Below are 26,645 nucleotides of genomic sequence, written 5' to 3'. Positions count from 1 at the left end.
CAACGTGGCCGTGAACGCGGCGCCGCGCTCCCTACGCATGCCCACATGGCAAAAGCGCTGAACTTGCACGCCCGGCGCAAACGTATCTACAATGTAGAAACATCAAAGGAGCCCAGCCATGGAAGCCGTCATTCGCAAATGGGGCAACAGCCCTGCCCTTCGCCTGCCCACCACGGTCTTGAAAGAGGCGGGTTACCACATCGAGCAAAAGGTCGAGCTGCTGGTTTCGCAGGGCCGCATCATCATTCAGCCGTCCGACAAGGTGGAGTACGACCTGGATGCGCTCATCAGCGGCATGGATGCGGAAAACGCCCACGACGAAGTCAGCTTCGGATCACCCGTGGGCAAAGAGGCGCTGTGATGGCAACCGCCTATGTGCCGGACGCCGGCGAGGTGGTATGGCTGGAGTTCGACCCCCAGGCCGGGCATGAACAGGCCGGCCACCGACCGGCGCTGGTCATCAGCCCCGCCAGTTACAACGGCAAGGCCGGGCTCATGGTGTGCTGCCCGTTGTCGACCCGGATCAAGGGCCATCCCTTTGAAGTGGTCACGCAGGTGGACGGCGTCGACTGCGCGGTTCTTTCCGACCAGGTGAAATCACTGGACTGGAAGGTTCGAAAGGCCAAGAGGAAGGCAGTGGTCACCGCCGATGTGATGCTGCACGTCAGGGCCAAGATGAAGGCGTTGTTGCAGATTGCGTAGTGGCAGACAGCCGGATGCCGACCGAGCAATCGAGCCAGGAAACTCCCGACTTCATAGCGCCTTATGACCGTTTGACGCTGGGCACAGGCAGAAAATGGGCGCCATGCCGTCAGGGCATGGCAGTCGGACAGGCCTGTCTGGTCTGTGCCTCTCGCAAAAATGAGGGTAGCCGCCCGAAGCAATTACGGACAGAATCCTTACCAGGGGGAAGAACTACACCGAAATCATCCCGTGTGGACACAAGTACGGAAGCAGAAGGCAAAACCCGCCCCCTTAAAAGTTTGATCGCCGTTATGATTATCCAGTCGGACACCTTGGACTGGCCAGTTTATCTGGCGAGCTAAATCGTTAGGGTCAACCCCCCATTCCACTCGAATCTTGTCAGAAAGATCGCCTGATGCTAGGACACCGATGGCCAATTTCTAGGAGATGTTCGAGTCGTTTGCCCCAATACACCATCGTGCGCTATATCGACTTGGCATATCGAAGTGATAGCGCGATTAAAGAGAGATCACGTTATGGGAGAAACTGAACGCTTCAAGGTGGGCACGCACCTGAAGGGTCGATGGGAAATATTTGAGATTCACCGTGGGGGAATGGGTGAAGTCTTGATCGTATTCGACCACACACTAAAGGAGGCGTTCGCTGCCAAGACTTTTATCAACGATGATTTTGTACGTAATAGTAATTCTCAAGAAAAGTTTCGGCAGGAATCATTGATCTGGATTGGTTTGGATCAGCACGAGAATGTTGCTCAGGCACGATTTGTTGAAAACATTGAAGGGCGACCATTCGTCTTCTTAGAGTACGTCAGTGGTGGTGATCTAGCTAGATGGATTGGCTCGCCGCGTCTTACGCAAAACCTGCCATTGGTTCTCGACCTTGTTCTACAGCTATGCGACGGCATGCTGCACGCCCTTGCGAAAGGCATCACGGCTCATCGCGACCTGAAACCACAAAACTGTTTGTTGACAGAAAACTGGATACTCAAGGTCACCGACTTCGGGCTTGCCAAGGCCGTTGACGGTCTTGATATACGAGAGGAATCCGGTTCCCGGCTCGCCTCATCATGGCTTCAAAGCCGCACAGGGTTCGGCGCAGGAACACCTCCTTACATGGCACCCGAGCAATTCCTCGACTCGAAGCACGTCGATCATCGTGCTGATATATACGCAACTGGAGTACTGCTTTTCGAGTTGTTGACCGGAAAGCTGCCGTTCGTCGGAAAGACTTGGGAAGAATTTCAGACATTGCACCTGCGCGCAAACTTCCCGCCTCTGACTTCAATGTTTGTTGGTGCACCCTTGGTTGGCGTGATCAACGAGATTATTAAGCGATGTGTTGCAAAAAATCCAGAAGATCGATATCAAGACTTCGCCGCATTAAGATCAGAACTTGCCTCACTTTTTCAACGCGTCACGGGGCACGACGCAAGAAGAGCAGCGAGTGGAACTGCGCTGGAGGCATTCCAACTCAGTAACAAGGCGCTTAGCCTCGACCGTTTGGGCTTTCGCGGCGAAGCGCTATCGCTCTACGACCGGGCTTTGGCGCTAGATCCAGACAATGAGAAGACATGGTTGAATAAGGGCGTCTTGTTGATGCGCACGGGGCGCAGCAAGGATGGGATAGGATGCCTCGATCATGCGCTAGCTCTAAACCCATCCTACGCTTATGCGTGGGCGAACAAGGGTGCCGAGTATGCCCAGGCGGGGAAGAGCCAGGAAGCGCTGACATGTCTAGACAAAGCCGTCAAGATCGATCCATTTCTTGAAGAGGCGTGGTTTAACCGGGGGGTAGCTCTTCGCGGTCTTGGTAGAAACGATGACGCGTTGCGCTCCTACGATCAAGCGACGACGATCAATCCTAGGTCATCTCAAGCCTGGTTCAATAAAGGCGCCTTGCTCGGTTCTTTAGGCAAACTCCAGGATGAGTTAGCCTGCTACGAGCGATGCATTGACCTGAATCGGGAAGATGACCAAGCTTTAACCAACAAGGGAATTGCCTTGGCAGCGTCGGGACAGACGATTGAGGCCTTGGAATGTTTGGACGAAGCGCTGCGAATCAACCCGAAAAATGGTCTCGCTTGGTTCAACAAAGCCATTTCCCTCATCAAGCCACTCCGGGAATTCCGGGCAGCGGCCGCTTGTCTACAGGAGGCAAAGAAGCTAGGGGTAGACAGGGCCAAGGACACCCTTGATTACTGCCAAAATCAAATTAATTCCGCTTTAGAACTGGGACGTCGTGGCCTAGTTGCGCGCCAAATGGGCCAGCTTCATCAAGCCCTGGAATATTACGACCGCGCGCTTGACATGTGCCCGCATGACGTGGGAGTGCTAATTAACAAAGGGGCGGTACTTTCTGCACTGGGAGATTCTGAAGGCGCCTTGGCTGCGTTCGATCACGTCACCAGAATTGATCCACGCAATCCGACGGCGTGGTACAACAAAGGTGCAATCCTAGGGCCATCTGGGCGTCTCAAAGACGCATTGCAGTGCTTTGAGAATGCCAGGCGACTCGGACATCCTGAAGCAGTTAAAGGTATTCAACGATGTGCGCGTCTGTTGAATCGATAATGGTTGCGGTTCCATCATTTAATTCTCAGTCAACCAGTTAAACTGGAGCGAACTTGGCAGCCTAACTGATGCTGAACGGTAAATCCATGCAGCGCCGGTACTTTTGCGTTGGCCTCATAAAGGAGTATTCGTGCTCGGCTTCTTCCAAAAACTCCTTAGTGGTAAACCACCGTCGCCTCCCACTTGCAGTGTTGCACAAGCGACGCAGGTGCTAGACTCACTTCCGCCGTGCACTCAGTACGTCGTTGTGGCTAGCGAAAAGTACTCGGGGAAATACAGATGCGAAGTGACCGTAACCGCGTCAGATATTGCGCCCTTTATTAAGAATCTGTGTGATTCAACATTTGGGGGAACCAAAGAATCCCAGTTAGCAAGATTTGCCATGCCAAGATGGCTTGGCAGAGCGTCGTTGAATGACGGTAAGATAAGCTATTTGCCCGCTTCTTTCGTCGAAATTGCAGATCCCTATGTTCTCAACTTCATAAAGGATGGCATAGCTGATGTTTACTGCAAAGAGTGCGGAAAGAGTGTCGTTGACATCAAGTCTGCGACGAGAAATCGGAAGGTAACTGGGCCATGGTCCGAATGGACTGACGCATGGCGGTGCCAAGCCGGCCATCTTCTGTACACGGAAGATCATGAAATTCACATCATGCGTAGCCGTTAGCCCTAACCGTTCAACGCAAATCTCATATTGCCACTTCAGCGACTGGCTTATGAATATTGTGCAACGCTTGTGGCTCAAATTTGACGTTCCCGCAACCATCAAGCCCGCCTTCAGTCCCGACGCCGGAACAGCCCTATTCCGCTACGCGGACGCGTCTTCCTCCACCTCCACCACCCTTCCCTCCCCCGTCAAAAACGCCACCCGCACCGTTGCGCCCGGGTTGGCCTTACGCACCGCATCCCGGTACCGGTTCATCTGCTCCACCAGCGCCGGCTGTTCGTCCGGCCGGTGGACGCTCTTGTAGTCCAGCACCCACCATTCACCGGTGTCGCGCCGGCGCACCAGGCGGTCGATGCGCTGGGTAATGCCTGCGTGCAACAGGGTGACTTCGTTGCCCTGCCAGTCGATCACCGCCTTGTCCCACGCCCAGCGGCCTTCGCCGGTGCGGATGCGGCGAGCCATCGCGGCGGCCTGGCGGACGGCGTCGAGCGGGAGTTCGAATTCGCGCGCGGCACGGGTCACAAAAGCCAGGTGTGCGGGGCTCGTGCCGGGCGTCGTAGCCGGGCTGCCGGCGCTCTCCAGGCCTTCTGCGACCTCCACCGCGCCGTGTTCCAGCAGCCAGTGCATGGCCTCGCCCTGGCGGGCGAGCTCGGAGGCGACTTCAATCGATTCGTTTTCAATAGCAGACTGTGACCCTTCCACGCTGGGAATGGGCACAAAAGGCATGAAAAACGTCTCGGCGGCCACCCCGTGGGCGTCCGGGGTGGCTGCGGCGGCCCTTTCAAGCACCTCCACCGCCTGCGCCAGCGGCTCGATGCGGCGCCAGGGGCTGCGGCCGCTGTCGCGGTGGGGCTCCACGGCCGACAGCGCCAGCACCTGGCGGGCGCGGGTCATGGCCACATAGAGGGCGTTGATTTCTTCGCGCGTTCGCTCGGCGAACTCGGCGGCCAGGGTGTCGGTGGCGCTGGGCGGCGGGCTGGTTTCGCTGGCCAGAAAGACGAAGCGGCGCGGCGCGGGGGCCTCGCCCGGCCAGTCCACCAGCACGCCCATGTTGTCGGCGGCGGCGGGCGGGGCGTCGGTGTCGAGCATCAGCACGGCGTCGGCCTCCAGGCCCTTGGCGCCGTGGATGGTGAGCAGGCGCACGGCGGCGGGGTCGGCGCGGCCGGGCGCGGGGATGCCGCCCTGGCGCAGCGCGCGCACCAGCGCGTAGGGCGTGAGGTAGCGCCCGCCGCCCTGCGCCAGCGCGGTGGTGAGCAGCGCGCGCAGATTGGCCAGCACGGCCTGGCGCTGCTCGGGGCGGGCGGCGGCGGCAAAGCGGGCCAGCACGTCGCCATGGTGATAGATGGCGTCCAGCGCGTCGTGCGGCGGCAAGCTGTGCACCCAGGTGGTGTAGAGCACCAGCGCGGTGGCGGCGGCCTGCAGCGTGGGCGGCAGGTGATCCGCCTCGGCCTGCAGCAGCGCCAGCCAGGGGCGGCCATGATGCGCGTCCTCGCGGCGCAGCAGGGCCAGCGCGGTCAGGTCCACGTCGCTGGCGCCGAACAGCGGCGACTTGAGCGCGCGGGCCAGCGAGAGGTCGTGCGCGGGCGAGACCAGCACGTCCAGCAGGGCCACCAGGTCGGCCACTTCGGGGGCTTCGGCCAGATCGGCTTTTTCGGGCTGCACGGTGGCGATGCCCAGCAGGCGCAGTTCGTCGGCCAGGGGGCTGAGGCGGTTGCGCTGGCGCGCCAGTACCATGATCTCCTTCGGCGGCGTGCCGGCTTCGATCTGCGCTGCCACCCAGCGCGCGGCCTGGCGGGCCTCCAGCGTGCGCAGGGTTTCCTCGGGAAGCTCGCGCGCTGTGGTCAGGCTGTCGCGCCAGGGCAGCTCGGTGGCGTCCGGCGCGTCGGCTTTGCCGGACTTGGGTGGGCGCGGGATGGGCGGCAGGCGCAGCACGCGGCCGGCGGCGCTGGATTCGGTGGTGTGGCTGCGGTAGCCGTTCCAGGCGCCCTCGTCCTGCGCCTGGAGCATCACCGCATTGACCGCGCCGATGACGGCCGGGGCGTTGCGCCGGGTGTGGTCGCAGGCCAGCAGGTCGCCGCCCAGCCCGTCGCGGATGAAGGCTTGCGCGGCCTTGAACACCTGCGGCTCGGCGCGGCGGAAGCGGTAGATGCTCTGCTTGGGGTCGCCCACGATGAACACGCCCGGCGCCGCGCCCGCGCCGGTGTAGCCCGACAGCCAGGCGTGCAGCGCCTGCCATTGCAGCGGGTTGGTGTCCTGGAATTCGTCGATCAGCAGGTGCTTGATCCGCGCGTCCAGCCGCTCCTGCACCCAGCCTGAGAGCACCGGGTCGGCCAGCAGCACCTGCGCGGCGCGCTCGATGTCGTTCATGTCCACCCAGCCCCGGGCGCGCTTGAGCATGGCGTATTCGAGCAGCAGGCAGCGCGTGAGGCGGGCCATGCGCTGCTGATGGAGCCAGGCGGCGTGCTGGCGGGTGGCCTGGCAAAGGCGCTGCAACTCCGCCTCGGCGGCCTGGGCGGCGGGGAATTTCTGCAGATGCTTGGTCAGCCGGTCTTCATCGGCCACGAAGAAGGCCTTGCGCAGAACGCGCAAGCGCGCCTCGGCGTCGTCCAGCGCCCAAGCGTCAACCACCGCATCGGCGGCCTTGGGCGCCGTCTTGCCACTTTCGCGGCCCAACTCGGCCGCCCAAGCCAACCAGCGCCGGCGGGCCTCGTCGCCCCGCAGCGCGTCGGCCGGAGCCGCCAGGTCCGCAAGTTCAGGCCAGAGCGCGCCAAACGGCGGCACGGAGGCCTCCACCACGCCGGCCTCGTCCGCCAGCACGAACTCGGTGCGGCGGCTCAAGGCGGCGGCCAGTGCCTTTTGCGTCTGCGCGCGGCCGTGTTCGGCGGCCACGGCCGCGTAGTCGGCGCGCAGCACCGCATCGGCCGCCACGGTGGCCTGGAACGGGCGCCAGAGGGCGGCCACCGCCTCGTCGTCACTTTCCAGCAGCTCGTAGTGGCCGGGCAGGCCGAGCTGCTGCAGCACGGCCAGCGGCGCGGTGCGCAAGAGCGCGGCAAACCAGCTGTGGAAGGTGCGGATCTGCACCGGGCGGTCGGCGGCGAGCACGGATTGGTACAGATTTCGTAGCGCCTCATGACCATTTGACGCTGGGGACGGTCCAATTCCCCTTGAAATCAGCGCATCGACGAGCTTTTGGGGCTCGGTTTCGCGCGCAAAGTCGGCCAGCCACTCCTGCAGGCGCTGGCGCATCTCGCCGGCGGCTTTCTTGGTGAAGGTGATGGCCAGGATTTCATGCGGCGCGGCGCCGTCGAGCAGCGCGCGCACGATGCGAGAGACCAGCATCCAGGTCTTGCCCGCGCCAGCGCAGGCTTCCACGGCCACGCTGCGGCGCGGGTCGCAGGCGATGGCGTAGAAGGCCTCGCGGGTGGCGGATTGGCCGTTGATCTCATACGCGGCCTTGCTCATGTGGCCCCCACTCTCCCCCACGGCGTGTGGGTCGCTGCCCCCCAGGGGGGCCTTCGCGCCTTGGGGCGGCCCGGCGGCGCTCATGTCGCACCCTCCTCGGTTGGCGTGGCGGGCACGGCCCAGCTGTCCTTGCGGCACAGGCCGCGGGCAGCGCACCATTCGCAGGCGCTGCCTTCGCCCAGCGCGGGCATCGCATGGCCATCGGCGATGCGTTGCAGGTCGCTCTGGATGCCGGCCAGCAGGCGGTCGCGCAGGGCGGTGACGTCGGCCTGTTCATACAGCTTGGTGCCATCGCGGTCGCCCACGTTCAGGTAGGCGGCGCGCAGGCTGTCATCGGGCAGCAGCGCCGCGTAGAAGGCAAGCTGGGTGTCTTCGGCCGCGTCCTTGATGCGATCGGCGGTGCGCTGGCGGCCTTCGGTCTTGTAGTCGATCACCAGCGTCTGGCCGTCGGCGCCGCGGTCCACGCGGTCGAGCCGGCCGTGAAGCTGCCAGGCGCCCAGCGGGGTGACGCCCTCGGCTTCGGCGCGCTCGAAGTGGCCGCCGGTGGCGTCGTAGTCGGTCAGCCAGGCCAGGTAGCCGTCGCGCACGGCGGGCCAGACGGCGGCAAAGGGCAGGAAGTCGCCGTCGTCCAGGCCGTGTTCGCGGGTGGTGTCCATGGCGGCCTGGTCGATCAGGGCCTGGCGCTCGCTTGGGTCCGCTGTGGGCGTGGCTCGCAGCGCCTCATGAAAGCGGCGCAGCACGGCGTGCAGCCACAGGCCAAAGTCGCGCTTGTCGACCTCGGCGTCCAGCTCGTCCGCCTCCTGCAGGCCCAGCTGGCGCAGCGCAAAGAAGCGATACGGGCAGGCGCGCAGGTCGCCGTAAGCACTGGCCGAGATGCGCTTCACCGGCAGCGCCGCGCCCGAGGGCGTGGGGGGCGGCACCGGGGCCGCAGTCAATTCGCGCGGGGGGCGCGGGTCGTCGGCTTCGGGCGCCAGGCCTTCAAGAAGCAGCGCCTGCACCAGCCGGCTGGGCAGCAGCGGCTCGCCGCTGTCGTCGCCCTGGCGCCAGAGGATGTCGCACGCGGGCGCCTGCAAGGCATAGGCCCAAGCGGCACGGTGGGCAGTACCCAGTTCGGCCCTGCTGGGCAGGCCGAGCGCTGCGCGCTGCGTGGCCGTCCAGGGGCCGGGCGGCTCGGGAGCGGCGGGCAGGCGCACGTCGTCACAGCCGGGCAGCACCAGCGCGGCAAAGGGACGCGCCAGCATCTGGCTCAACGGCAGGATGGTGACCTGCTCGCGCGCCGGGTGCGGCGGCACATGGCTGGCGGCTTCGAGCACGGCGTCGACCCAGCTGGTGAACTCGCTCAAGGAAAGGCGACGGGCGGCGCCGCGCACGTCGGCAAATTCCGCCTGGGCGCCCTCCTCCAGCCGCAGCACGCCCAGCAGGCGGACGCCAGCGGCATCCAGGGCCATCGGCCCGGCCAGGCCGGTGTTGTGCAGCAGCGCACGCAGATCGCCGAGCCAGGCGGCCAGGGGCCGCGGTGTGCCAAACCGAGAGCGGACGGCAGCTATGTCGGCCACCCGCGGGGCCAGAGCCGAGGCCCGGGCGTCCGGGCTGTCGGGCGTGCACAGGCGTTCAGCGTCACGCCAGTCGCGCAGGCCCTGGCGGCGCAGCCAGGCTTCGAGCGCCAGGCGCGTCGGCTCATCGCCCCAGGTCGGCGTGTTCTTCAGGGCATCGAGCACGTCGTCGCTGCTGGCGTTCCAGGCCAGAGCGCGCAGCAGGGCCATGAGTTCGGCCGCCACGCGGGTGGTGGAGAGCTTCCAGCCGTTTTCATCGCGGATGGCCACGCCCCGCGCACCCAGCAGTGCACGCACGCGGCGGGTGAGCGCGCGGTCGGTGGCGGCCAGGGCCACGGGCACGCGGCCGGCCTTGATGTGGGCCAGCACCCGGGCGGCGGCGCGTTCGGCTTCGTCCTCGGTGTCCACAGCGGGGAACAGGCGCACCTCGCCGCGCGGGGCGTCCAACGGTAGCGCCAGGGTTTCGGCGCGCTCGCCCCAGCGCGCGGCCAGGGCGCTGGTCAGCGGGTCGGGCTGGAAGCCGTCAAGCACGAAGACCGCGTCCACCGCGTCCAGCGCCAGCGGGCCATAGAGCACGTCGGTCGGCTGCGCCGAGGTGGCGGCCCAGACCAGCGCCAGGCGGGCCACGGCGGCCTCGAAAGCCAGCGGGCCGGATTCAGCGCCGCCCACCACCGGCGTCATCTCGGCGGCCCAGGCCAGGCGTTCGTCGGGCGCGCGCGCCGCCGCCAGCGCGGCGAGCTGCGTGGCCGACTCCACCAGAGCGCTGGCCAGCACGTCACGCTGGGCGCCCAGGCCGGCGCGCTCCAGCAGGTTCTGGGCCAGCGGCAGGTCGCGTGCGGGGTCAAAGCTCAGGTCATCCGGACCCGGGCTGAACGGTGCCAGTTGCCGGGCCCAGTTGCGGGTGGTCTCGAAGCGTGGCGCAAAGCCATCCGGGTGGCAGGCCGCCCACTGGCGCACGGCCACGGGCATGAGCTGCGCAAAAGGCAGCAGCACCAGCGTGCGCGCCGGATGGGCGCCGCGTGCCTCGAGGCGCTGCGCAAGCCGGCCCATCAGCCCCGGCCAGGCGGCCATGGCTCGATGCAGCACGGGTGGGGGTGTCGAAGGGTGATTCATGGCGCCCGGCAGCCCCGTTCATCGGGCGACGGGGGTTGGTTTCTGTCACAATGCCCGCACTTTAGCTGCATCTCCCCTCACCACAAGGATTCCGTCATGGCCAGCGACCTGATCAAACATGTTTCCGACACCACGTTCGAGGCCGATGTCCTCAAATCCGCCCAGCCGGTGCTTGTGGACTACTGGGCCGAGTGGTGCGGCCCCTGCAAGATGATCGCCCCGATCCTCGACGAAGTGGCCACCGCTTACAACGGCAAGCTGCAGATCGCCAAGATGAACGTGGACGAAAACCGCGAAATTCCCGCCAAGTTCGGCATCCGTGGCATTCCCACGCTGATGTTGTTCAAGGATGGCCAACTGGCGGCCACCAAGGTCGGCGCGCTGAGCAAGGCCCAACTCGTGGCCTTCATCGACCAGCAACTGGCCTGATTCTTCGGCAAGCCCGATGGGCCCGCACCGAGCAGCGCGGGCCCGTTTTTCCTGTTTTTTCCTGTCATAATCCCGCCTGACCGCTGATTCGCCAGTCGAAACGGTTCGAGTTCCAGGTTCAGAACTTCGAGGTCGGGCGCATGGGCCCGGTCCTCCCCGACCTCCCCCAGACATTTTTTCAGCAGCCCCGTGACGGGCTGTCATCCCCGCAGGACGTTTCATGCACTTAAACGAACTCAAGGCACTTCACGTGTCTGAAGTCCTCAAGCAGGCCGAAGATCTCGAAATCGAAAACACCGGCCGCATGCGCAAGCAGGAGCTGATGTTTGCGATCATCAAGAAACGCGCCCGCGCAGGCGAACAGGTCTTTGCCGACGGCGTGCTGGAGATCCTGCCGGACGGTTTCGGCTTCCTGCGCAGCCCCGACACCAGCTACACCGCCAGCACCGACGACATCTACATTTCGCCCAGCCAGGTGCGGCGGTTCAACCTGCACACGGGCGACATGATCGAAGGCGAGGTGCGCACGCCCAAGGACGGCGAACGCTACTTCGCGCTGACCAAGCTGGATGCCGTCAACGGTGGGCCGCCCGAGCAGAACAAGCACAAGGTGATGTTCGAGAACCTGACGCCTCTGTTTCCCAAGGAGCAGATGCGGCTCGAGCGCGACATCAAGTCGGAAGAAAACATCACCAGCCGCGTGATCGACATCATTGCCCCGATCGGCCGTGGCCAGCGCGCGCTGATCGTGGCGCAGCCCAAGTCGGGCAAGACGGTGATGATGCAACACATCGCCCACGCGATCACGGCCAATTACCCCGACGTGCACCTGATGGTGCTGCTGGTGGACGAGCGTCCGGAAGAAGTGACTGAAATGCAGCGCACCGTGAAGGGCGAGGTGATCGCCTCCACCTTTGACGAGCCCGCCGCCCGCCACGTGCATGTGGCCGAAATGGTGATCGAGCGCGCCAAGCGCCTGGTGGAACTGAAGAAGGATGTCGTCATCCTGCTGGACTCCATCACCCGTCTGGCCCGCGCCTACAACAACGTGGTGCCCTCCTCCGGCAAGGTGCTGACCGGTGGCGTGGACGCCAACGCCCTGCAGCGGCCCAAGCGCTTCTTCGGTGCCGCCCGCAAGGTCGAGGAAGGCGGCAGCCTGACCATCATTGCCACCGCCCTGGTCGACACCGGCAGCCGGATGGACGAAGTGATCTTCGAAGAGTTCAAAGGCACCGGCAACTGCGAAATCCACCTGGAGCGCCGCCTGTACGAAAAGCGCGTGTTCCCGGCGATCAACCTCAACCGCAGCGGCACGCGCCGCGAGGAACTGTTGCTGGCGCCCGAGGTGCTGCAGAAGACGCGCATCCTGCGCCAGTTCATGTACAACATGGACGAGATCGAGGCCATGGAAATGGTCCTCAAGAGCATGAAGGCCACCAAGAGCAATGTCGAGTTCTTCGACATGATGCGCCGCGGCGGCTGATCACGAAGAATGACCTGCAACTCGTTGATTTCATGTCATAATTGCGGGTTTTCGCGAAAAGTACGCCAGATGGGCTGGCGCGGCTGTCGCAACTGAATAGGAAAGCATCATGAAAGAAGGCATTCACCCCAACTACCGCGAAGTCTGCTTCGTGGACCTGTCCAACGGTTTCAAGTTCGTGACCCGCTCGTGCGCCAGCACGAAAGAAATGATCAAGATGGAAGACGGCCGCGAGCTGCCGATGTACAAGCTGGACACCTCCAGCGAGTCGCACCCCTTCTACACGGGCACGCAAAAGTCGGTGGACAACATGGGCGGTCGCGTCGAGAAGTTCCGCAACCGCTTCGGCAAGACCCCAGTCGCCAAATAATCCGGCGCCATCTTTCCGCCAAGGGCAGCCCGGGTCACCGCGCTGCCCTTTTGCATTAAGGTCCATGGCCACCTGCTCCAACCACCCGTTCCGGGCACTCTTGCACCACCACCCGTGATCCGGTCGACCCCCGCCATCGTTGCCCAGGGCGCCGTGCGCCGTCTGCCGCGGACGGCGTTGATCCTTCTTTGCCTGGCCTACATCCTGCCGGGCTATTTCGGGCGTGAGCCCTGGAAGAACGCCGACATCACCGCCTTCGGCTACATGGTCGAACTGGCCAGCGCAGGTCCGCACGACTGGCTCGCCCCGACCATCATGGGCATCTCCCCTGAGGTGGATGCCTTGCTGCCCTACTGGCTAGGTGCCTGGGCCATGCAGCTGGCGCCAGGCTGGATGGCCCCGGATTTCGCCGCACGACTGCCTTTCGGCCTGATGCTGGTGCTGGTGCTGGTGGCAACCTGGTACGGCATTTACCAGCTGGCGCGCAGCCCCGGCGCCCAGCCGGTGGCGTTTGCGTTTGGTGGCGAAGCCCAGCCTGCGGACTACGCGCGCGCCATGGCCGACGGCGGCCTGCTGGGCCTGATCGGCTGCCTGGGCCTGGCCCAACTCTCGCACGAGACCACGCCGGCGCTGGCGCAGTTGTGCTTCACGGCATTGACCTTCTACGGTCTGTCCGCGCTGAGCGGGTCGCTGCTGTTGCCCCTTGCGGCCATCGGCGCCGGATTGACGGGCCTGACCTTGTCTGGTGCACCTGCGGTCGCCGTGTTGTTCGGGCTCGGTGGCGCCATCTACGGCGCCCTTGAGCGCAAAGAGACGGGCTCAACGCACGGTGGTCGGCTGTGGCGCGTCGCAGGCCCTCTGGTGGCCGCGGCAGCGACGGCCGCATTGGCCAGCTCACTCGACCTTTGGCAATGGCGCATCGCGCCTCCCGGGACGAGTTGGCGCGAATGGCGCAGCCTCGGTCGCCTGTTTCTGTGGTTCACCTGGCCGTTGTGGCCACTGGTTCTGTGGACGCTCTGGCGCTGGCGCCACCAGCTGCGGGACCTTCCGCGCAACCGTCACCTCGCCTGGCCCCTGCTCTTCCTTGCGGTTGCCATGGGCACCACACTGCTGACGCCGGCGTCGGATCGCTCTTTGCTGCTGGCCCTTCCGGCGCTGGCCACCCTGGCAGCATTTGCCTTGCCCACACTGGAGCGCAGTGTCTCTGCGCTGATCGACTGGTTCACGCTGCTGTTCTTCTCGGGCTGCGCGATCGTCATCTGGGTCATCTGGGTGTCGATGCAGGCGGGCGTGCCGAAACAGCCGGCCGCCAACGTGGCCAAACTGGCACCCGGCTTTGAGCCCAGCCTCTCGGGGTTGGCCTTTGTCGCCGCACTCGCCGGCACGCTGGCCTGGATCTGGCTGGTGAAGTGGCGGGTGGGCCGTCACCGTTCGGCCATCTGGAAAAGCATGGTGCTGCCGGCCGGCGGCGCGACGCTGTGCTGGCTGCTGCTGATGACTCTGTGGTTGCCGGTTCTGGACTATGCGCGCAGCTATGCACCGATGGTGCAACGCATTCAGGTGCTGACCAGCCGCCCGAGTTGCGTGCAGGTCCATGGCATGAGCCGCGGCCAGCTGGCGGCTTTGCGCTTCCACGGAAAGATGAATACCGTGTCCGCAGGACGCGCTGCCGTCTGCCCCTGGCTGCTCGTCGATGCGGCCGACGTCTCGAGCCTGCCGCAAGCCGTCGATCCCGGCCAATGGGAATTCCACTCCAGGGTGCGACGCCCGACCGACCGCACCGAGACGATCCTGATCTACCGGCGCGTCGCTGTGCCGTGAAGCCAGCACCTTGTTCGAGCTGAAGACGATCTCCGGGCACGCTGCGACCGTGCTGGTCGGCCAGTTGGCGGTCATGGCCTTTGGCGTCGTCGACACCGTGGTCTCAGGGCGGCATTCGGAAGCCGCGCTGGCCGCACTGTCGGTCGGCTCGGCGATCTACATCAGTGTCTTCGTCGGCTTGAACGGTGTGCTGCAGGCGCTGTTGCCGGTCTGGGCCGAACTGCACGGCGCGCGCCAGCAGACCGGCGTGGGTCGTTCGGTCCGCCAAGCCCTGTACCTCTGGATCTTCGCGTCCATGGTCGGCATGGCCGCCCTGATGTCTCCGCAGCAGCTGCTGGAATGGACGCAAGTCCCCGAAACGATGCAGGGCGAAGTGCGACGCTACCTCGCCGTGCTGGCTTTGGCGCTCCCATTGAACCTGCTGTTTCGGATCTACGGCACGCTGAACCAGGCCTTGGGCAAACCGGTGCTGGTGACCTGGTTGCAGGCCGCTTCGTTGCTGGTCAAGATTCCGTTGTCGATCTGGTTCGCCTTTGGCGGACTCGGCCTGCCCGCACTGGGCGCGGTGGGCTGCGCCTGGGCCACACTGGTGGTGAGCGTGCTCATGATCGCACTCGCCCTGTGGATGCTCGCCAGGCAGGAGATCTACCGGCCCTACCGGATCTGGAGGGCGCCGGAGGCGCCCGATTGGCCAACGATCCGCTCCTATGCGCGGCTCGGCGTCCCTGGCGGACTGGCGATCCTGGTTGAGGTCAGCTCATTCACGCTGATGGCGCTGTTCATCGCGCGCCTGGGCACGGTTGCGTCCGCCAGCCATCAGATCGCGGCCAGCATGGCCGCTGTGATGTACATGCTGCCTCTTTCACTCGCGATCGCGACCAGTTCGCGTGCCAGCTACTGGCTGGGCGCCGGGAGCCCACACCGGGCCCGAGCGGCCATTCGGACCGGTCTGGCCCTGACCTTTGGCGCAGGCGCTGGCCAGTCGGGCCTGATCTGGGTGGGTCGCGACATGGTGGCTGGCTTTTTCGCCGCACAACCGGCCGTCGTTGCCCTGGGCGCCAGCCTGCTGGCGTGGGTGGCGCTGTTCCATTTCTTCGACGCGATCCAGGCGGTGTGCGTGTTCATCCTGCGCTGCTACCGCGTCACTGTGGCACCCCTTCTGGTCTATTGCGTTCTGCTGTGGGGTGTCGGCCTCGGGGGCGGCTACCTGTTGGCCTACGAAGGGCTGGGCGCCCATGACCCCACCCGCACACCTGTCACGTTCTGGGCTGCGGGGGCTGGCGCGCTGGCCCTGACCGCCCTGATTTTTCTAATGTTCATGGCGCGCGCATTGCGCCGCCCTGGCCCACAGCTACCGCCGGCCTGAACCGGTTGGCCGGCAAGACCAGCGCAAAACGCGAACCCTGGCCCAGGACACTGGTCATGATCAACTCGCCGTCGTGTCGTTGCGCGACATGCTTCGCAATGGCCAACCCGAGTCCCGTGCCGCCCGATTCGCGCGAGCGGCTGCGGTCGACCCTGTAGAAGCGTTCGCTCAGGCGCGGCAAGTGCTCCGGCGCGATGCCCGGGCCGGTATCGGTCACCGCGAATTCGACACGGCCGTCGGACAGAATCTCGGCCGTGATGTCGATCTGTCCTCCTGCTGGGGTGTAGCGCACGGCATTGCTCACCAGGTTCGACAGCGCGCTGCGCAACTCACTGGACGATCCTGCGAGTGAAATGGCCGGTACGGCGTGCAGGCGCAATTGCTGTGGCGCAGCCGGCTCCGGCCAAAGCAGCGCGGAAAGAGCCTGCCCTTCGTCGACACACAGCGAGCACAGTTCTTCGGCCTCGATCCACTCTGAAAAACCAGGTGGCGGACTGCCTTCGAGCCGCGACAGGGTCAGCAGATCCTGAACCAGCGTCTGCATGCGTTCGGCCTGGGCGGCCATGAGCCCAAGGTAACGCTCACGCTCGGTCGGGTCGAGCTCCAGGCTTTGCAAAGTCTCGATGAAGCCGCTCAGGACCGTCAGAGGTGTGCGGATCTCGTGCGAAACATTCGCCACGAAGTCCCGACGCATGGCTTCCGCCTGCGCCAGGGCCGTCACATCGCGCGACAGCAACAACAGCCTGCCGTCACCATAGGGATGCAGTTGCACCGACAGCTGCACCGGCCGCTGCGGCGTACTGCCACGGCCCGCCAACAGCACCTCATGCCCATAGTCGCGACCGGCGTAGTACCCCGCAAACACCGGGTCGCGCACCAGGTTGCCGATTTGCTGGCCCAGGTCACGCTGCGGGTCCAGGCCAAAGTCCTTTGCGGCCGTCTGGTTGAACCATTCGATGTACCCCTGCCTGTCCAGAATGGCCACGCCATTGGGTGATGCCTGGATCGCCGCCAGGAAGGCTTGCAGGCGGGCCTCGCTTTCGATCAGCTGCTGGTCGCGCGCGCGCAGCAGGCGCCGGGAGCGATCGGCTGCCTCGCCCCAAAGGCCCCACAGCGTGGGCGCCTCGCGCGCCTGCGGGTCGCGCAGCCAGAGAATCACCCGGCTGCCGCGGGCCAGGTCGGTAAAGAACCAGACCATGGCCCCCGCAATCACACCGGCCAGTGCCCCTGCCAGGCCGCTGGCAAGCCAGCCGATGCCCGCTCCCGCAAGCAGCACGAGCAGGAAGGAACTCAGCCTCCGGAACATGCCGGACTGGCCGTCGGGAGCTGCGCGGTGAGCCGGTAGCCGGCACCTCGCACGGTTTCCACCAGAGCGCCCGCCGGGCCCAGCGCCTCGCGCAAGCGCTTGATGTGAACGTCCACCGTGCGCTCTTCGATGAATACATGGTCGCCCCATACCCGGTCCAGCAACTGGGCCCGGCTGTGCACCCGCTCAGTGTGGGTCATAAGGTAGTGCAGCAGCTTGAACTCGGTGGGGCCCAGCTTCAGCGCCTGCCCCATCCAGCTCACACGATAGGTCGCGGGGTCCAGCGCCAGATCGCCCACGGTCACCGACGCCCCGGCCTGTTCTGGTGCGCGACGGCGCAGCACCGCACGGATGCGGGCCAGCAGCTCACGGGTGGAAAACGGCTTGGTGATGTAGTCGTCGGCACCGACATCGAGACCGGCCACACGATCGGCCTCGTCGCCGCGCGCCGTGAGCATCAGAATCGGCACCGAACGCGTGCGTGCGTCGGCTCGCCATTTTCGGGCGAGCGACAAACCGCTCTCGCCGGGGAGCATCCAGTCCAGCAGAATCACGTCGGGCAGCACCGCATCGAGCTCGCGCTGGGCGGTTTCGCTGTCCAGCGCCCACGTGGGCTGAAAGCCGTTGTGGCGCAGATTCACGGCGATCAGCTCGGCGATCGCCGGCTCGTCTTCCACGATCAGGACACGCGGCAGGCTTCTCATTTCACGGCCGACTCGATCTGCTCGATGGCGGTGTGGCGCACATCGGTTCCCTTGACGATGTAGATGATGAATTCGGCCACGTTCTTGGCGTGGTCGCCGATGCGCTCGATCGCCTTGGCCAGGAACAGCAGATCCAGGCTCGGCGAGATGGTGCGCGGATCTTCCATCATGTAGGTGATCAGCTTGCGGACGAATCCATCGAACTCGCGGTCGATTTCGTCGTCGTCCCGAATGATCGAGACGGCCGCATCGACGTCCAGGCGCGCAAAGGCATCCAGCGCCTTGCGCAGCAGCGTGGACGCCTGCCCGGCGGCGATGCGCAGCTCGGAGGACGGCAGCGCGCGCGCTGATCCGCTGCGGATGATCGACTTGACCATGCGGGCAATCTTCTCGGCCTCGTCGCCCACGCGTTCGAGGTTCGCGGTCGTCTTCGAGATGGCAATCAGCAGACGCAGATCACGCGCGGTCGGCTGGCGCCGCGCGATGATGGAAGAAAGGTCGTGATCGATCTCGACCTCCATCGAATCCACCCGATCTTCGGTCTGGATCACCCGGTCGGCCGTCTCATCGCTGAAGTGGGTCAGGGCGTAGATCGCGTTGAGGAGCTGGGATTCGACCAGGCCGCCCAGCTCCATGACACGGGTCGACACGGAATGCAGTTCGCTGTCGAACTGGCTGGACAAGTGTTTGTCGGACATGGCAGTCTCCTCAGCCGAAACGGCCGGTTATGTAATCTTCGGTTTCCTTGCGGGTCGGCTTGAAGAACATCTGCTCGGTCGCGCCGAACTCGATCAGATCGCCGAGGTACATGTAGGCCGTGTAGTCGCTGCACCGCGCCGCCTGCTGCATGTTGTGGGTCACGATCACCACGGTGTAGTCCTGCTTGAGCTCGACGATCAGTTCTTCGACCTTTGCCGTGGAGATCGGATCCAGGGCCGAACAGGGCTCATCGAGCAACAGAACCTCTGGCTTGATCGCAATGCCGCGCGCGATGCACAGGCGCTGCTGCTGCCCGCCGGAGAGGCTGGAGCCCCCCTGGCGCAGCTTGTCTTTCACTTCGCCCCAAAGTGCGGCCTTGCGCAGCGCCCACTCCACACGCTCGTCCATATCGGTTGCGTTGAGGTTCTCAAACAGCTTCACGCCGAATGCGATGTTGTCGTAGATCGACATCGGAAACGGCGTCGGCTTCTGGAACACCATGCCCACCTTGGCGCGCAGAATCGGCACGTCCTTTTTCGACGTGAGCAGATCCTCGCCGTCCAGCACGATTCGTCCTTCGGCACGCTGCTCGGGGTACAGCTCGAACATGCGGTTGAAGACCCGCAGCAGCGTGGACTTGCCGCAGCCCGACGGGCCGATGAAGGCCGTGACCTTGTTCTCGGGGATCTCAAGGTTGATGCCCTTCAGGGCGTGAAATTTGCCGTAGTAGAAGTTCAGATCCTTGACGGATATCTTGGACTTCTCGCGGGTCGGGGTCAGGGTTTCCATCGGGTTCGAGCCTTTTTCAATTCTTGTGGCGGGTCAGCACGCGGGCCAGAATATTCAGGCCCAGCACCGCAAACGTGATCAGGAACACACCGGCCCATGCCAGCTTCTGCCAGTTTTCATAGGGACTCATTGCGAACTTGAAGATCGTGACCGGAAGGCTGGCCATCGGCTCACCCAGATTCGACGTCCAGAACTGGTTGCTCAGGGCCGTGAACAGCAAGGGGGCCGTCTCGCCGGCAATGCGCGCCACGGCCAGCAGAATCCCGGTGATCACGCCAGCGCGCGCGGCCTTCATCGTGATGCTGAGGATGACCTTCCATTTGGGCGCGCCCAGCGCGTAGGCTGCCTCGCGCAGGCCCGGGGGCACCAGTTGCAGCATGTTCTCGGTGGTGCGGATCACCACCGGAATCACGATCAGGGCCAGCGCAATCACACCAGCCCAGCCTGAGAACGTTTTGAAGCGGGACACGACGACGGCATAGACGAACAGACCGATCACGATCGACGGCGCCGACAGCAAGATGTCGTTGACAAATCGTGTCACAGAGGCCAGCCAGCCATGGGGATCGTATTCCGCGAGATAGATGCCCGCCATGATGCCGATCGGAGCACCGATGAAGGTGGCCAGCGATACCATCAGCACAGAGCCATAGATGGCATTCGCCAACCCGCCGACTTCGTTGGGTGGCGGCGTCATCTGAGTGAAGGTGGAAAGCACCAGCCCACTCACACCCAGGCGCACGGTTTCCACAAGAATCCACGCCAGCCAGAACAGGCCAAAAGCCATGGCGGCCAGGGCCAGACCCACGGCCATCTGGTTGACCCGCTTGCGTCGTGCGTATTTTTGTTCGCGGGGATCGATGGTGACAGCATTCATGACTTCTTCCCTTCGCCCTTGCGCAGCTGCGCCAGCAACACCTTGGACAGCGACAGCACCACGAAGGTGATGAAGAACAGGACCAGGCCCAGATAGATCAGCGAAGCCTGGTGCAAGCCCTCGCCCGCTTCGGCAAATTCATTGGCGAGCGCCGATGTGATGCTGTTGGCAGCCTGGAAAAGGCTCAGTGAATCGAGCTGGTTCATGTTGCCGATCACGAAGGTCACGGCCATGGTTTCCCCCAGCGCACGGCCCAGCCCGAGCATGATGCCGCCGATGACACCCGCCTTGGTGTAGGGCAGCACGATGGTGGAGACCACCTCCCAGGTGGTGGCGCCCAGCCCGTAGGCCGACTCCTTGAGCAGCGGCGGCGTGACCTCGAACACGTCGCGCATCACCGCGGCGATGAACGGGATGATCATGATCGCCAGGATGATGCCGGCCGACAGAATGCCGATGCCCACCGGGGGTCCGCTGACCAGGGCGCCCAGCACCGGCACGCCACCAAACAAGGCCTGCAACGGCTTTTGCACGAAGGTGGCCAAGATCGGGCCAAACACCAGCAGGCCCCACATGCCGTAGACGATGGAGGGCACGGCAGCCAGCAATTCGATGGCCGTGCCCAGTGGCCGCTTCAACCAGGCCGGCGACAGCTCGGTCAGGAACAGCGCGATGCCGAAACTCACCGGCACCGCGATCAGCAGTGCAATGATCGACGTCGCCAGCGTGCCGTAGATCATCACCAGGCCGCCGAACTCCTCGGTGACCGGATCCCAGGTGGTGCTGGTCAGGAAACCGAGGCCATATTTGGCAATCGCCGGCCAGGCGCCAACAAACAGCGAACCCAGAATGGCCACCAGCAGCGAGAGCGTCAAAAGAGCCGCCCCCTTCGCCGCCCAGCCGAAGAGGCGGTCGACAAACGGGCCGGTTCTTGGCGAGCGGGCGGGCGGTGGGTTGGTCATGGCGCGTCCTGCCCCTCTTGCGGAAGGGCCCAAAGGTAAGTTCGTCGGCAGTGTAGATGACACGTCGAGGATCCTGAAGGTCTTTCGGCAGAGCGATCGGTTTACTTGAACGCCACCGGCTTGCCGGCGGTGTCCTTGACCTCAGCCCAGGCCTTCTCGACTTGCGCCTTCACGACGGCCGGCATCGGCACGTATTCCAGGTCTTCCGCCATCTTGTCGCCGTTCTTGTAGGCCCAGGCAAAGAATTTCAGGGCCGAAGCGGCCTCCGCTGGCTTGTCCTGCGCCTTGTGCATCAGGATGAAGGTCGCACCCGTCAGCGGCCACGCGTCCTTGCCGGGCTGGTTGGTCAGGATCTGGTAGAAGCTCTTGGCCCAATCCGCGCCGGCGGCGGCTGCCTTGAACGTCGCATCGTCCGGTGCGACGAAGGCGCCGGTGCTGTTCTGCATCAGCGCATAGTTCATCTTGTTCTGCTTGACATAGGCGTATTCGACGTAACCGATGGAGTTCGGCAGCCGGTTCACGAAGGCTGCCACACCTTCATTGCCCTTGCCCCCCGCGCCGGCAGGCCAGTTCACGGCGGTGCCCTCACCCACCTTGCCCTTCCACTCGGCATTCACCTTGCTCAGGTAGTTCGTGAAGATGAAGGTCGTGCCCGAGCCGTCGGCACGGCGCACCGGTGCGATGTCTGCGTCGGGCAGCGCCACGCCAGGGTTCAACGCCTTGATGGCCGGATCGGTCCACTTGGTGATCTTGCCCAAAAAGATGTCGCCCAGCACCTGGCCCGTGAGCTTGAGCTGGCCGGGTTCGATGCCCTTGACGTTGATCACCGGCACCACGCCGCCAATGACGGTGGGGAACTGCAGCTGGCCCTTTTTCGCCAGATCTTCGTCCTTCAGGGGCATGTCGGACGCGCCGAATGCCACGGTCTTGGAGTCGATCTGCTTGATGCCCGCGCCGGAGCCGACCGACTGGTAGTTGACTTTGATGCCCGTGGCCTTGTTGTACTCGGATGCCCATTTGGCGTACAGCGGCGCCGGGAAAGTGGCGCCGGCGCCCGTGATGTCCTGCGCCAGGGCGCCCAGGGAGAAGGAGATGGCGGTCGCGCCGATCAGGCTGCCCACGGCGAATTTCAGGGTCGTATTCATGCGGTTACCTTTGGTTTGGGTTGATCAATAAGCCGACTGTAGGAAGCTTGTGTGACAACGGTGTGACAAATCACGGGGAAAAGGACTTTGATTTCAAGGGCTTGATCCCGGCGCGGGGCAGGCTGGTGTCACGAATCTGACACACGCCCTGCCTATGCTGGGCGCCTCCACCTACCTTGGACCATCGCCATGATCAATCGCCGCTTCCTCTGCCTCGCCGCCGCCCTGGCCCTTGTCGCCGGCTGCGCCACCCAACCGGTTCCGGTATCCGTTGCCGACACCCTGGCGCAAACCCCGTCGCTGAGCACGCTGCACGGGCTGGTCGTCAAGGCTGGCCTGAACGACACCTTCAAGGGCCCCGGCCCCTTCACGGTGTTTGCCCCGAACAACGACGCCTTCAAGGCCGTGTCCGCCCGGACGATGGACGAGCTCGCCAAGGACCCAGCCCGCCTGAAAGCGGTCCTGACCTACCACGTGGTGCCCGCGCAGGTCATGGCTGCCGAGGTGAAAAACGGTCCGGTCATGTCCGTTCAGGGCACGAATCTGACACTTTCGCGCACTGGCGCTTACGTCACGGTGGAAGAGGCCATGGTCGTGACGGCCGATATCAAGGCCACCAACGGCGTCGTGCACGTCGTGGATCGGGTGCTGCTGCCGCCAGCCCAGAAATGAGCTGGGACCCGTTTTCTCTATCATTTTTGCCCCATCCCAGCGCCGATTGGTCATATTCAGCTATCTCTTTGGTAGCGCCTCACAGGAGTCTTCATGCCCTTGTTGAACGCCAGCCGGCGCCGCCTGCTGCGCTCGGGTGCGGCCGTGATCGCGGCAAGCGCTGCCTTGCCCATGGCGCGGGCCCAGGCCGCTCGCGGCTCGTCCCGCAACCCCGTGGTGGCCCAGATCGTCGATGTGTCCCTGCAGCAGCAGGACGTGTCAAAGGACTTCCTGATCGGCTCGCGCGCCGCCTGGGCCGACCTCAACAGCCGCGCCGGCGCGCGCGGGCGCACGGTACAGCACTTGTCCATCGAAACCGATGGCAGCCCGGGCAGCCTGCGCGCGGCGCTGGCGCAGGTGCGGGACAACCCGGCCTGCGTCGCCCTGTCGGGCACGGTGGCCGCCATCACGGCGCGGCAGCTGTGGGACCACCTGCGGGCGGAGAACCTGGCGATCGCCCACGCCGCACCCTGGCTGCAGGACGCCGGTGACGTGGACGAGCGGACGTTTCCGATCTTTGCCACCCGCCAGGACCAGATCGTCCACGCCCTCAAGTCGCTCTCCAACATGGGTGTGCGGGACCTGGGGGCGATCTACGCCACCCCGCAGGACTATGCCCTGCAGCACGACGGGGTCGAACGGACGGCGGCTGCCCTTCAGCTGCGCCTGCAGAGTTTCCGGAACACCGGCGACGCGCGCGACCTGGGCCAGCGGCTGAACTCTGGCACGCCAGCCATCCTGCTGTTCGTCGGCGGCACGCCCGAGCTGGCCCGCTTCACCCAGGGCCTGGAAAAGCAGTCGCGCCAGCGCTACCTCGTCGCATTGGCCGATGTGAACCTGCAGACCCTGATGCAAATGGGGGCCGCCCGCAACACCCCGGTGATCGCCACCCAGCCGGTGCCCATGGTCACCGCCAGCCTGCCGGTGGTGCGGGCCTACCGCGACGTGCTCGGCCGCCTGTTTGACGAGCCGCCCTCGCCGCTCGGCCTGGCGGGATTTCTGGCGGCGCGCTACACCAGCGAGGTGCTGGACGATGTGGACGGCGCCATGACCCGTGCCAACGTGATGACCGCCTTTCAGAAGCGCGCGGCGCTGGACATGGGCGGCTACCGCATCAGCTTCAACCCCCAGCGATTCGGCAGCACCTACGTCACCCAGAGCATGCTGACCGCCGATGGCCGCGTCATTGGCTGAAGTGCGCGCGCCCATTGCGCGCCGTAGTCGGCGCGAATGCTATGCTGACCCCAGCAACAAGAATTCATTCATGCAAAACGGTACCCGCCTCGCCGCTGTGGACTTGGGATCCAACAGCTTCCGCCTTGAAATCGGCCACCTTGACCACGGTCAGATCCACCGGACCGAATACCTGAAAGAGACCGTGCGCCAGGGCAGCGGCCTGGACGATGATCGCAACCTGACTCCGGCAGCCATGCAGCGCGGCTGGGACTGCCTGGCACGCTTCGGCGAGCGGCTGGCAGGGTTCAAGAAGCATCATGTGCGCGCGGTCGCGACCCAGACGCTGCGCGAAGCGCGCAACCGGGCCGAGTTTCTGATCGAAGCTGAGCGCATTCTCGGCTTCCCGATCGACGTGGTGTCCGGGCGCGAGGAGGCCCGCCTGATCTACCAGGGTGTGGCGCACTCGCTGCCGCAGTCCGCCGAACGCCGCCTGGTCGTCGATATCGGCGGACGGTCCACTGAACTGATTCTGGGCCAGGGTTTCGAGGCCCAGGTCATGGAGTCCTACCGCGTGGGCAGTGTGGCCTGGTCGATGCGCTACTTTCCCGACGCGCAGTTCACGCCGTCAGCATTCAGGATGGCCGAGATTGCCGCCAAGGCCGTGCTCGACGAAGCGCTCAACGCCTACCGGCCCAGCAGCTGGGACGTGGCCTACGGCGCTTCAGGCACGATCGGTGCAGTCGCCGACGTACTGGGGATGGCCGGTGGTGCAGCGGCCTCGGTGACGCGGGAGGGGCTGGACTGGCTGCTGGACCGCCTGCTGAAGGCGCGCCGGGCCGACAATCTGCGCATCGAAGGCCTGAAGGACGACCGGCGCGCGGTGATCGGGGGCGGGCTTGCCGTGCTGCGCGCGGTGTTTGACCTGCTCGAAATCGACGAGATGCGCGCGGCCGAGGGCGCATTGCGCCAAGGCGCGCTTTACGACCTGCTGGACCGCGAGCACATCCAGACCGACGTGCGCGCCACGACCGTGCAGCGCCTGACCCGCAAGTTCGGCGTCGACACGGTGCACGCCAACCGTGTCAGCCGCATCGCCTGCGGACTGTTCCGCCAGATGCGACCGGGAATGACCGAAAGCCAGGCCGGCCGGCTGGAAAACAAGCTCGCCTGGGCGGCTCAACTGCACGAAATCGGCGCACAGATCTCGCACAGCGACTATCACAAGCACGGTGCGTACATCCTGGGCAATTCCGATGCGCCGGGGTTTTCGTTGTCCGAACTGGAGCGCCTGGGGCAGTTGGTCCTGGGCCATCGCGGCAAGCTCGCCAAGCTGGTGATCGATTTCAACGACGTGACCTTCGTGCAGCAACTGCTGGCGTTGCGGCTGGCCGTGGTGTTGTGCCATGCCCGGCGTGACCCTGATCTCAAAGACCTCGTTGTGGCCTGCAACCTCAACAGCCCGCGCCGTGTTTCGGTCAGCCTGCGCGACGGCTGGAGCGAAGCCTGGCCGCAGTCCGCGCACCTGCTGCGCGAAGAGGCGAATGCGTGGCAACGCACGCCCTGGTCCCTGCAAATTCTGCAGTCCTGATACAACGCAGGATAATGCCACTTCGGATGCTTGATCAATGGGCATTGGACCGAAACTGAACGATACGACCAAGGAGGCGCCATGAGCACCAAAACCCCAACCCCTCCGACAACCGCTGCCGTTGCGCCGGCGGCCCCGGTGGCACCCGTGGCCGCGGCGCGGGCACCTTCCAGCCGCAAGGCCGCCGCCAAAAAACCGGCAGCGATGCCGGCCGGGCCTGTGAACGCCAGGGCCAGCGCAAAGTCCACGCCGAAGGCTGCTGCCATACCGGCGGCAAAGCCGCTCGCCAAGGCCTTTGCCCAGCCGGACAAGCCTGCAAAGGCAGAAGCGGCTCCAAAGGCTGCCAAGCCGACCAAGGCCGACACGAAGCCGGCCAAGCCGGCAAAGCCTGCCAAGGTCAGGAAGCCCAAGCTGGTGCGCGACCGTTTCACGGTGACCGCGGACGACTATGCAGCGCTGGTGGCCCTCAAGCAGCGCGCGGCCAAGCTGGCCGTACCGGTAAAAAAGAACGCCCTGCTGCGCGCCGGCATTCGCCTGCTCACCGCGCTGAGCGATACCGCCTTCAAGGCCGAGCTCGGTCAGTTGCCGCCGCTCAAGCCGACTGCCGAAAAGAAGGCCGGCAAGAACTGAAACGCCTCGGGCCGGCGACGCCGTCGCGGCGTGCGCCCCTTGCCCTGCCTCGATGCATCAAAGCAGTTCGGGCGTCTGGACTGTCACGACGACGGTCTGCAGCACGCCTTCGCGTTCGCGACTGCGCACCCACCAGACGGCCCCCTTGCGTACCGGGCACTCCGGATTCTGCAAACCCAGCAAGCGTGACAGGGTCTGCCCCAAGGTAGGCTGATGCCCCACCACCAGGATCGGAGCCCGTGTCTGCGGCCAGCCCACCACGGCCAGCAGATCGTCGACATGGCCTTCAGGCGCCAGTTCGCTGCGCAACTTGTATTTGCGCCCGAGTGCCTGCGCGGTCTGCTCGGTGCGCCGGGCCGGGCTGCACAGGACGCGCACGCCCTCGGGCAGTTGCCGATCGAGCCAGGCCGCCATGCGCGCCGCCTGCTTCTCGCCGCGCGGGGTGAGCATGCGCTCCAGGTCGGTTCCCCCCTCAGCCAGGTCGAAGGCCTCCGCGTGACGCCAAAGAATCAGATCCAT

At 64.8% G+C, this 26,645-nt stretch carries 22 protein-coding genes; 12 read left to right on the top strand and 10 right to left on the bottom strand.

Annotation, left to right across the window (positions count from 1 at the left end):
- Positions 1-118: 118 nt before the first annotated feature.
- From ACMUOY_RS09290 to ACMUOY_RS09280, 3 genes are all read left to right on the top strand, one after another.
- Positions 119-361 (top strand): AbrB/MazE/SpoVT family DNA-binding domain-containing protein, encoded by a 243-nt coding sequence (locus ACMUOY_RS09290; protein WP_413892433.1) that lies wholly within the window; start codon positions 119-121, stop codon positions 359-361.
- On the top strand, positions 361-702 hold the full coding sequence (mazF, locus tag ACMUOY_RS09285) for an endoribonuclease MazF (protein ID WP_413892432.1): 342 nt from the start codon (positions 361-363) through the stop codon (positions 700-702). Before ACMUOY_RS09290 ends, mazF begins: the two co-directional genes overlap by 1 nt.
- A 518-nt stretch (positions 703-1,220) precedes the next feature.
- Positions 1,221-3,275, top strand: coding sequence for a tetratricopeptide repeat protein (locus tag ACMUOY_RS09280; protein ID WP_413892431.1), 2,055 nt, complete (start codon positions 1,221-1,223; stop codon positions 3,273-3,275).
- A gap of 808 nt (positions 3,276-4,083) precedes the next feature.
- Here the strand turns inward: ACMUOY_RS09280 and ACMUOY_RS09275 are convergent.
- Complete coding sequence (locus ACMUOY_RS09275; RefSeq protein ID WP_413892492.1) at positions 4,084-7,404, bottom strand: UvrD-helicase domain-containing protein; 3,321 nt, start codon at positions 7,402-7,404, stop codon at positions 4,084-4,086.
- Positions 7,405-7,484: 80 nt separating this feature from the next.
- On the bottom strand, positions 7,485-10,043 hold the full coding sequence (locus ACMUOY_RS09270; protein WP_413892430.1) for a PD-(D/E)XK nuclease family protein: 2,559 nt from the start codon (positions 10,041-10,043) through the stop codon (positions 7,485-7,487).
- Positions 10,044-10,166: 123 nt separating this feature from the next.
- Between ACMUOY_RS09270 and trxA the strand changes: the two genes are divergently transcribed.
- The 5 genes from trxA to ACMUOY_RS09245 all read left to right on the top strand — a co-directional run bounded on the left by trxA (position 10,167) and on the right by ACMUOY_RS09245 (position 15,539).
- Positions 10,167-10,499 carry a thioredoxin TrxA gene (trxA, locus tag ACMUOY_RS09265; protein ID WP_413892429.1) on the top strand — a complete coding sequence of 111 codons (333 nt, stop codon included), beginning with the start codon at positions 10,167-10,169 and terminating at the stop codon, positions 10,497-10,499.
- Positions 10,500-10,719: 220 nt separating this feature from the next.
- Positions 10,720-11,982, top strand: coding sequence for a transcription termination factor Rho (rho, locus tag ACMUOY_RS09260; RefSeq protein ID WP_413892428.1), 1,263 nt, complete (start codon positions 10,720-10,722; stop codon positions 11,980-11,982).
- 109 nt (positions 11,983-12,091) lie between these two features.
- Positions 12,092-12,352, top strand: a complete 261-nt coding sequence (locus ACMUOY_RS09255) for a 50S ribosomal protein L31 (protein WP_413892427.1) — start codon at positions 12,092-12,094, stop codon at positions 12,350-12,352.
- Positions 12,353-12,466: 114 nt separating this feature from the next.
- Entirely contained in the window at positions 12,467-14,173 is a 1,707-nt protein-coding gene (locus ACMUOY_RS09250) for a hypothetical protein (RefSeq protein ID WP_413892426.1), read from the top strand.
- Between the two features lie 10 nt (positions 14,174-14,183).
- Entirely contained in the window at positions 14,184-15,539 is a 1,356-nt protein-coding gene (locus ACMUOY_RS09245) for an MATE family efflux transporter (protein ID WP_413892425.1), read from the top strand.
- Here ACMUOY_RS09245 and phoR read toward each other — a convergent pair.
- The 7 genes from phoR to pstS form a co-directional block, all read right to left on the bottom strand.
- On the bottom strand, positions 15,490-16,845 hold the full coding sequence (gene phoR, locus ACMUOY_RS09240) for a phosphate regulon sensor histidine kinase PhoR (protein ID WP_413892424.1): 1,356 nt from the start codon (positions 16,843-16,845) through the stop codon (positions 15,490-15,492). The two genes, ACMUOY_RS09245 and phoR, sit on opposite strands and share 50 nt — an antisense overlap.
- On the bottom strand, positions 16,830-17,549 hold the full coding sequence (gene phoB / locus ACMUOY_RS09235) for a phosphate regulon transcriptional regulator PhoB (RefSeq protein WP_413892423.1): 720 nt from the start codon (positions 17,547-17,549) through the stop codon (positions 16,830-16,832). Before phoB ends, phoR begins: the two co-directional genes overlap by 16 nt.
- On the bottom strand, positions 17,546-18,247 hold the full coding sequence (phoU, locus tag ACMUOY_RS09230) for a phosphate signaling complex protein PhoU (RefSeq protein WP_413892422.1): 702 nt from the start codon (positions 18,245-18,247) through the stop codon (positions 17,546-17,548). The genes phoB and phoU overlap by 4 nt, the downstream gene beginning before the upstream one ends.
- Positions 18,248-18,257: 10 nt before the next feature.
- A complete protein-coding gene (gene pstB, locus ACMUOY_RS09225) occupies positions 18,258-19,037 on the bottom strand; it encodes a phosphate ABC transporter ATP-binding protein PstB (RefSeq protein WP_413892421.1) in 780 nt (259 codons plus the stop codon).
- A 16-nt stretch (positions 19,038-19,053) separates the two neighbouring features.
- Entirely contained in the window at positions 19,054-19,914 is an 861-nt protein-coding gene (gene pstA / locus ACMUOY_RS09220) for a phosphate ABC transporter permease PstA (RefSeq protein WP_413892420.1), read from the bottom strand.
- Positions 19,911-20,876, bottom strand: a complete 966-nt coding sequence (pstC, locus tag ACMUOY_RS09215; protein ID WP_413892419.1) for a phosphate ABC transporter permease subunit PstC — start codon at positions 20,874-20,876, stop codon at positions 19,911-19,913. Before pstC ends, pstA begins: the two co-directional genes overlap by 4 nt.
- Before the next feature lie 101 nt (positions 20,877-20,977).
- Positions 20,978-22,021: a phosphate ABC transporter substrate-binding protein PstS gene (gene pstS, locus ACMUOY_RS09210; RefSeq protein WP_413892418.1), complete on the bottom strand. Its 1,044-nt coding sequence runs from the start codon at positions 22,019-22,021 to the stop codon at positions 20,978-20,980.
- Between the two features lie 189 nt (positions 22,022-22,210).
- On the opposite strand from pstS, the gene ACMUOY_RS09205 reads away from it, so the two are divergent.
- The 4 genes from ACMUOY_RS09205 to ACMUOY_RS09190 all read left to right on the top strand — a co-directional run bounded on the left by ACMUOY_RS09205 (position 22,211) and on the right by ACMUOY_RS09190 (position 26,126).
- Positions 22,211-22,693, top strand: a complete 483-nt coding sequence (locus ACMUOY_RS09205) for a fasciclin domain-containing protein (protein WP_413892417.1) — start codon at positions 22,211-22,213, stop codon at positions 22,691-22,693.
- A gap of 93 nt (positions 22,694-22,786) precedes the next feature.
- Positions 22,787-23,926, top strand: a complete 1,140-nt coding sequence (locus ACMUOY_RS09200) for an ABC transporter substrate-binding protein (RefSeq protein ID WP_413892416.1) — start codon at positions 22,787-22,789, stop codon at positions 23,924-23,926.
- Positions 23,927-23,996: 70 nt separating this feature from the next.
- Positions 23,997-25,496 carry an exopolyphosphatase gene (gene ppx, locus ACMUOY_RS09195; RefSeq protein WP_413892415.1) on the top strand — a complete coding sequence of 500 codons (1,500 nt, stop codon included), beginning with the start codon at positions 23,997-23,999 and terminating at the stop codon, positions 25,494-25,496.
- 81 nt (positions 25,497-25,577) lie between these two features.
- Positions 25,578-26,126 (top strand): hypothetical protein, encoded by a 549-nt coding sequence (locus ACMUOY_RS09190; RefSeq protein ID WP_413892414.1) that lies wholly within the window; start codon positions 25,578-25,580, stop codon positions 26,124-26,126.
- Positions 26,127-26,183: 57 nt separating this feature from the next.
- Here ACMUOY_RS09190 and ACMUOY_RS09185 read toward each other — a convergent pair whose 3' ends face one another.
- Positions 26,184-26,645, bottom strand: a complete 462-nt coding sequence (locus tag ACMUOY_RS09185) for a SixA phosphatase family protein (protein ID WP_413892413.1) — start codon at positions 26,643-26,645, stop codon at positions 26,184-26,186.

The sequence above is a fragment of the Candidatus Skiveiella danica genome, from assembly GCF_022705245.1.
Classification (GTDB): domain Bacteria; phylum Pseudomonadota; class Gammaproteobacteria; order Burkholderiales; family Burkholderiaceae_C; genus Skiveiella; species Skiveiella danica.
This window is presented reverse-complemented; position numbering and strand designations above follow the sequence as displayed.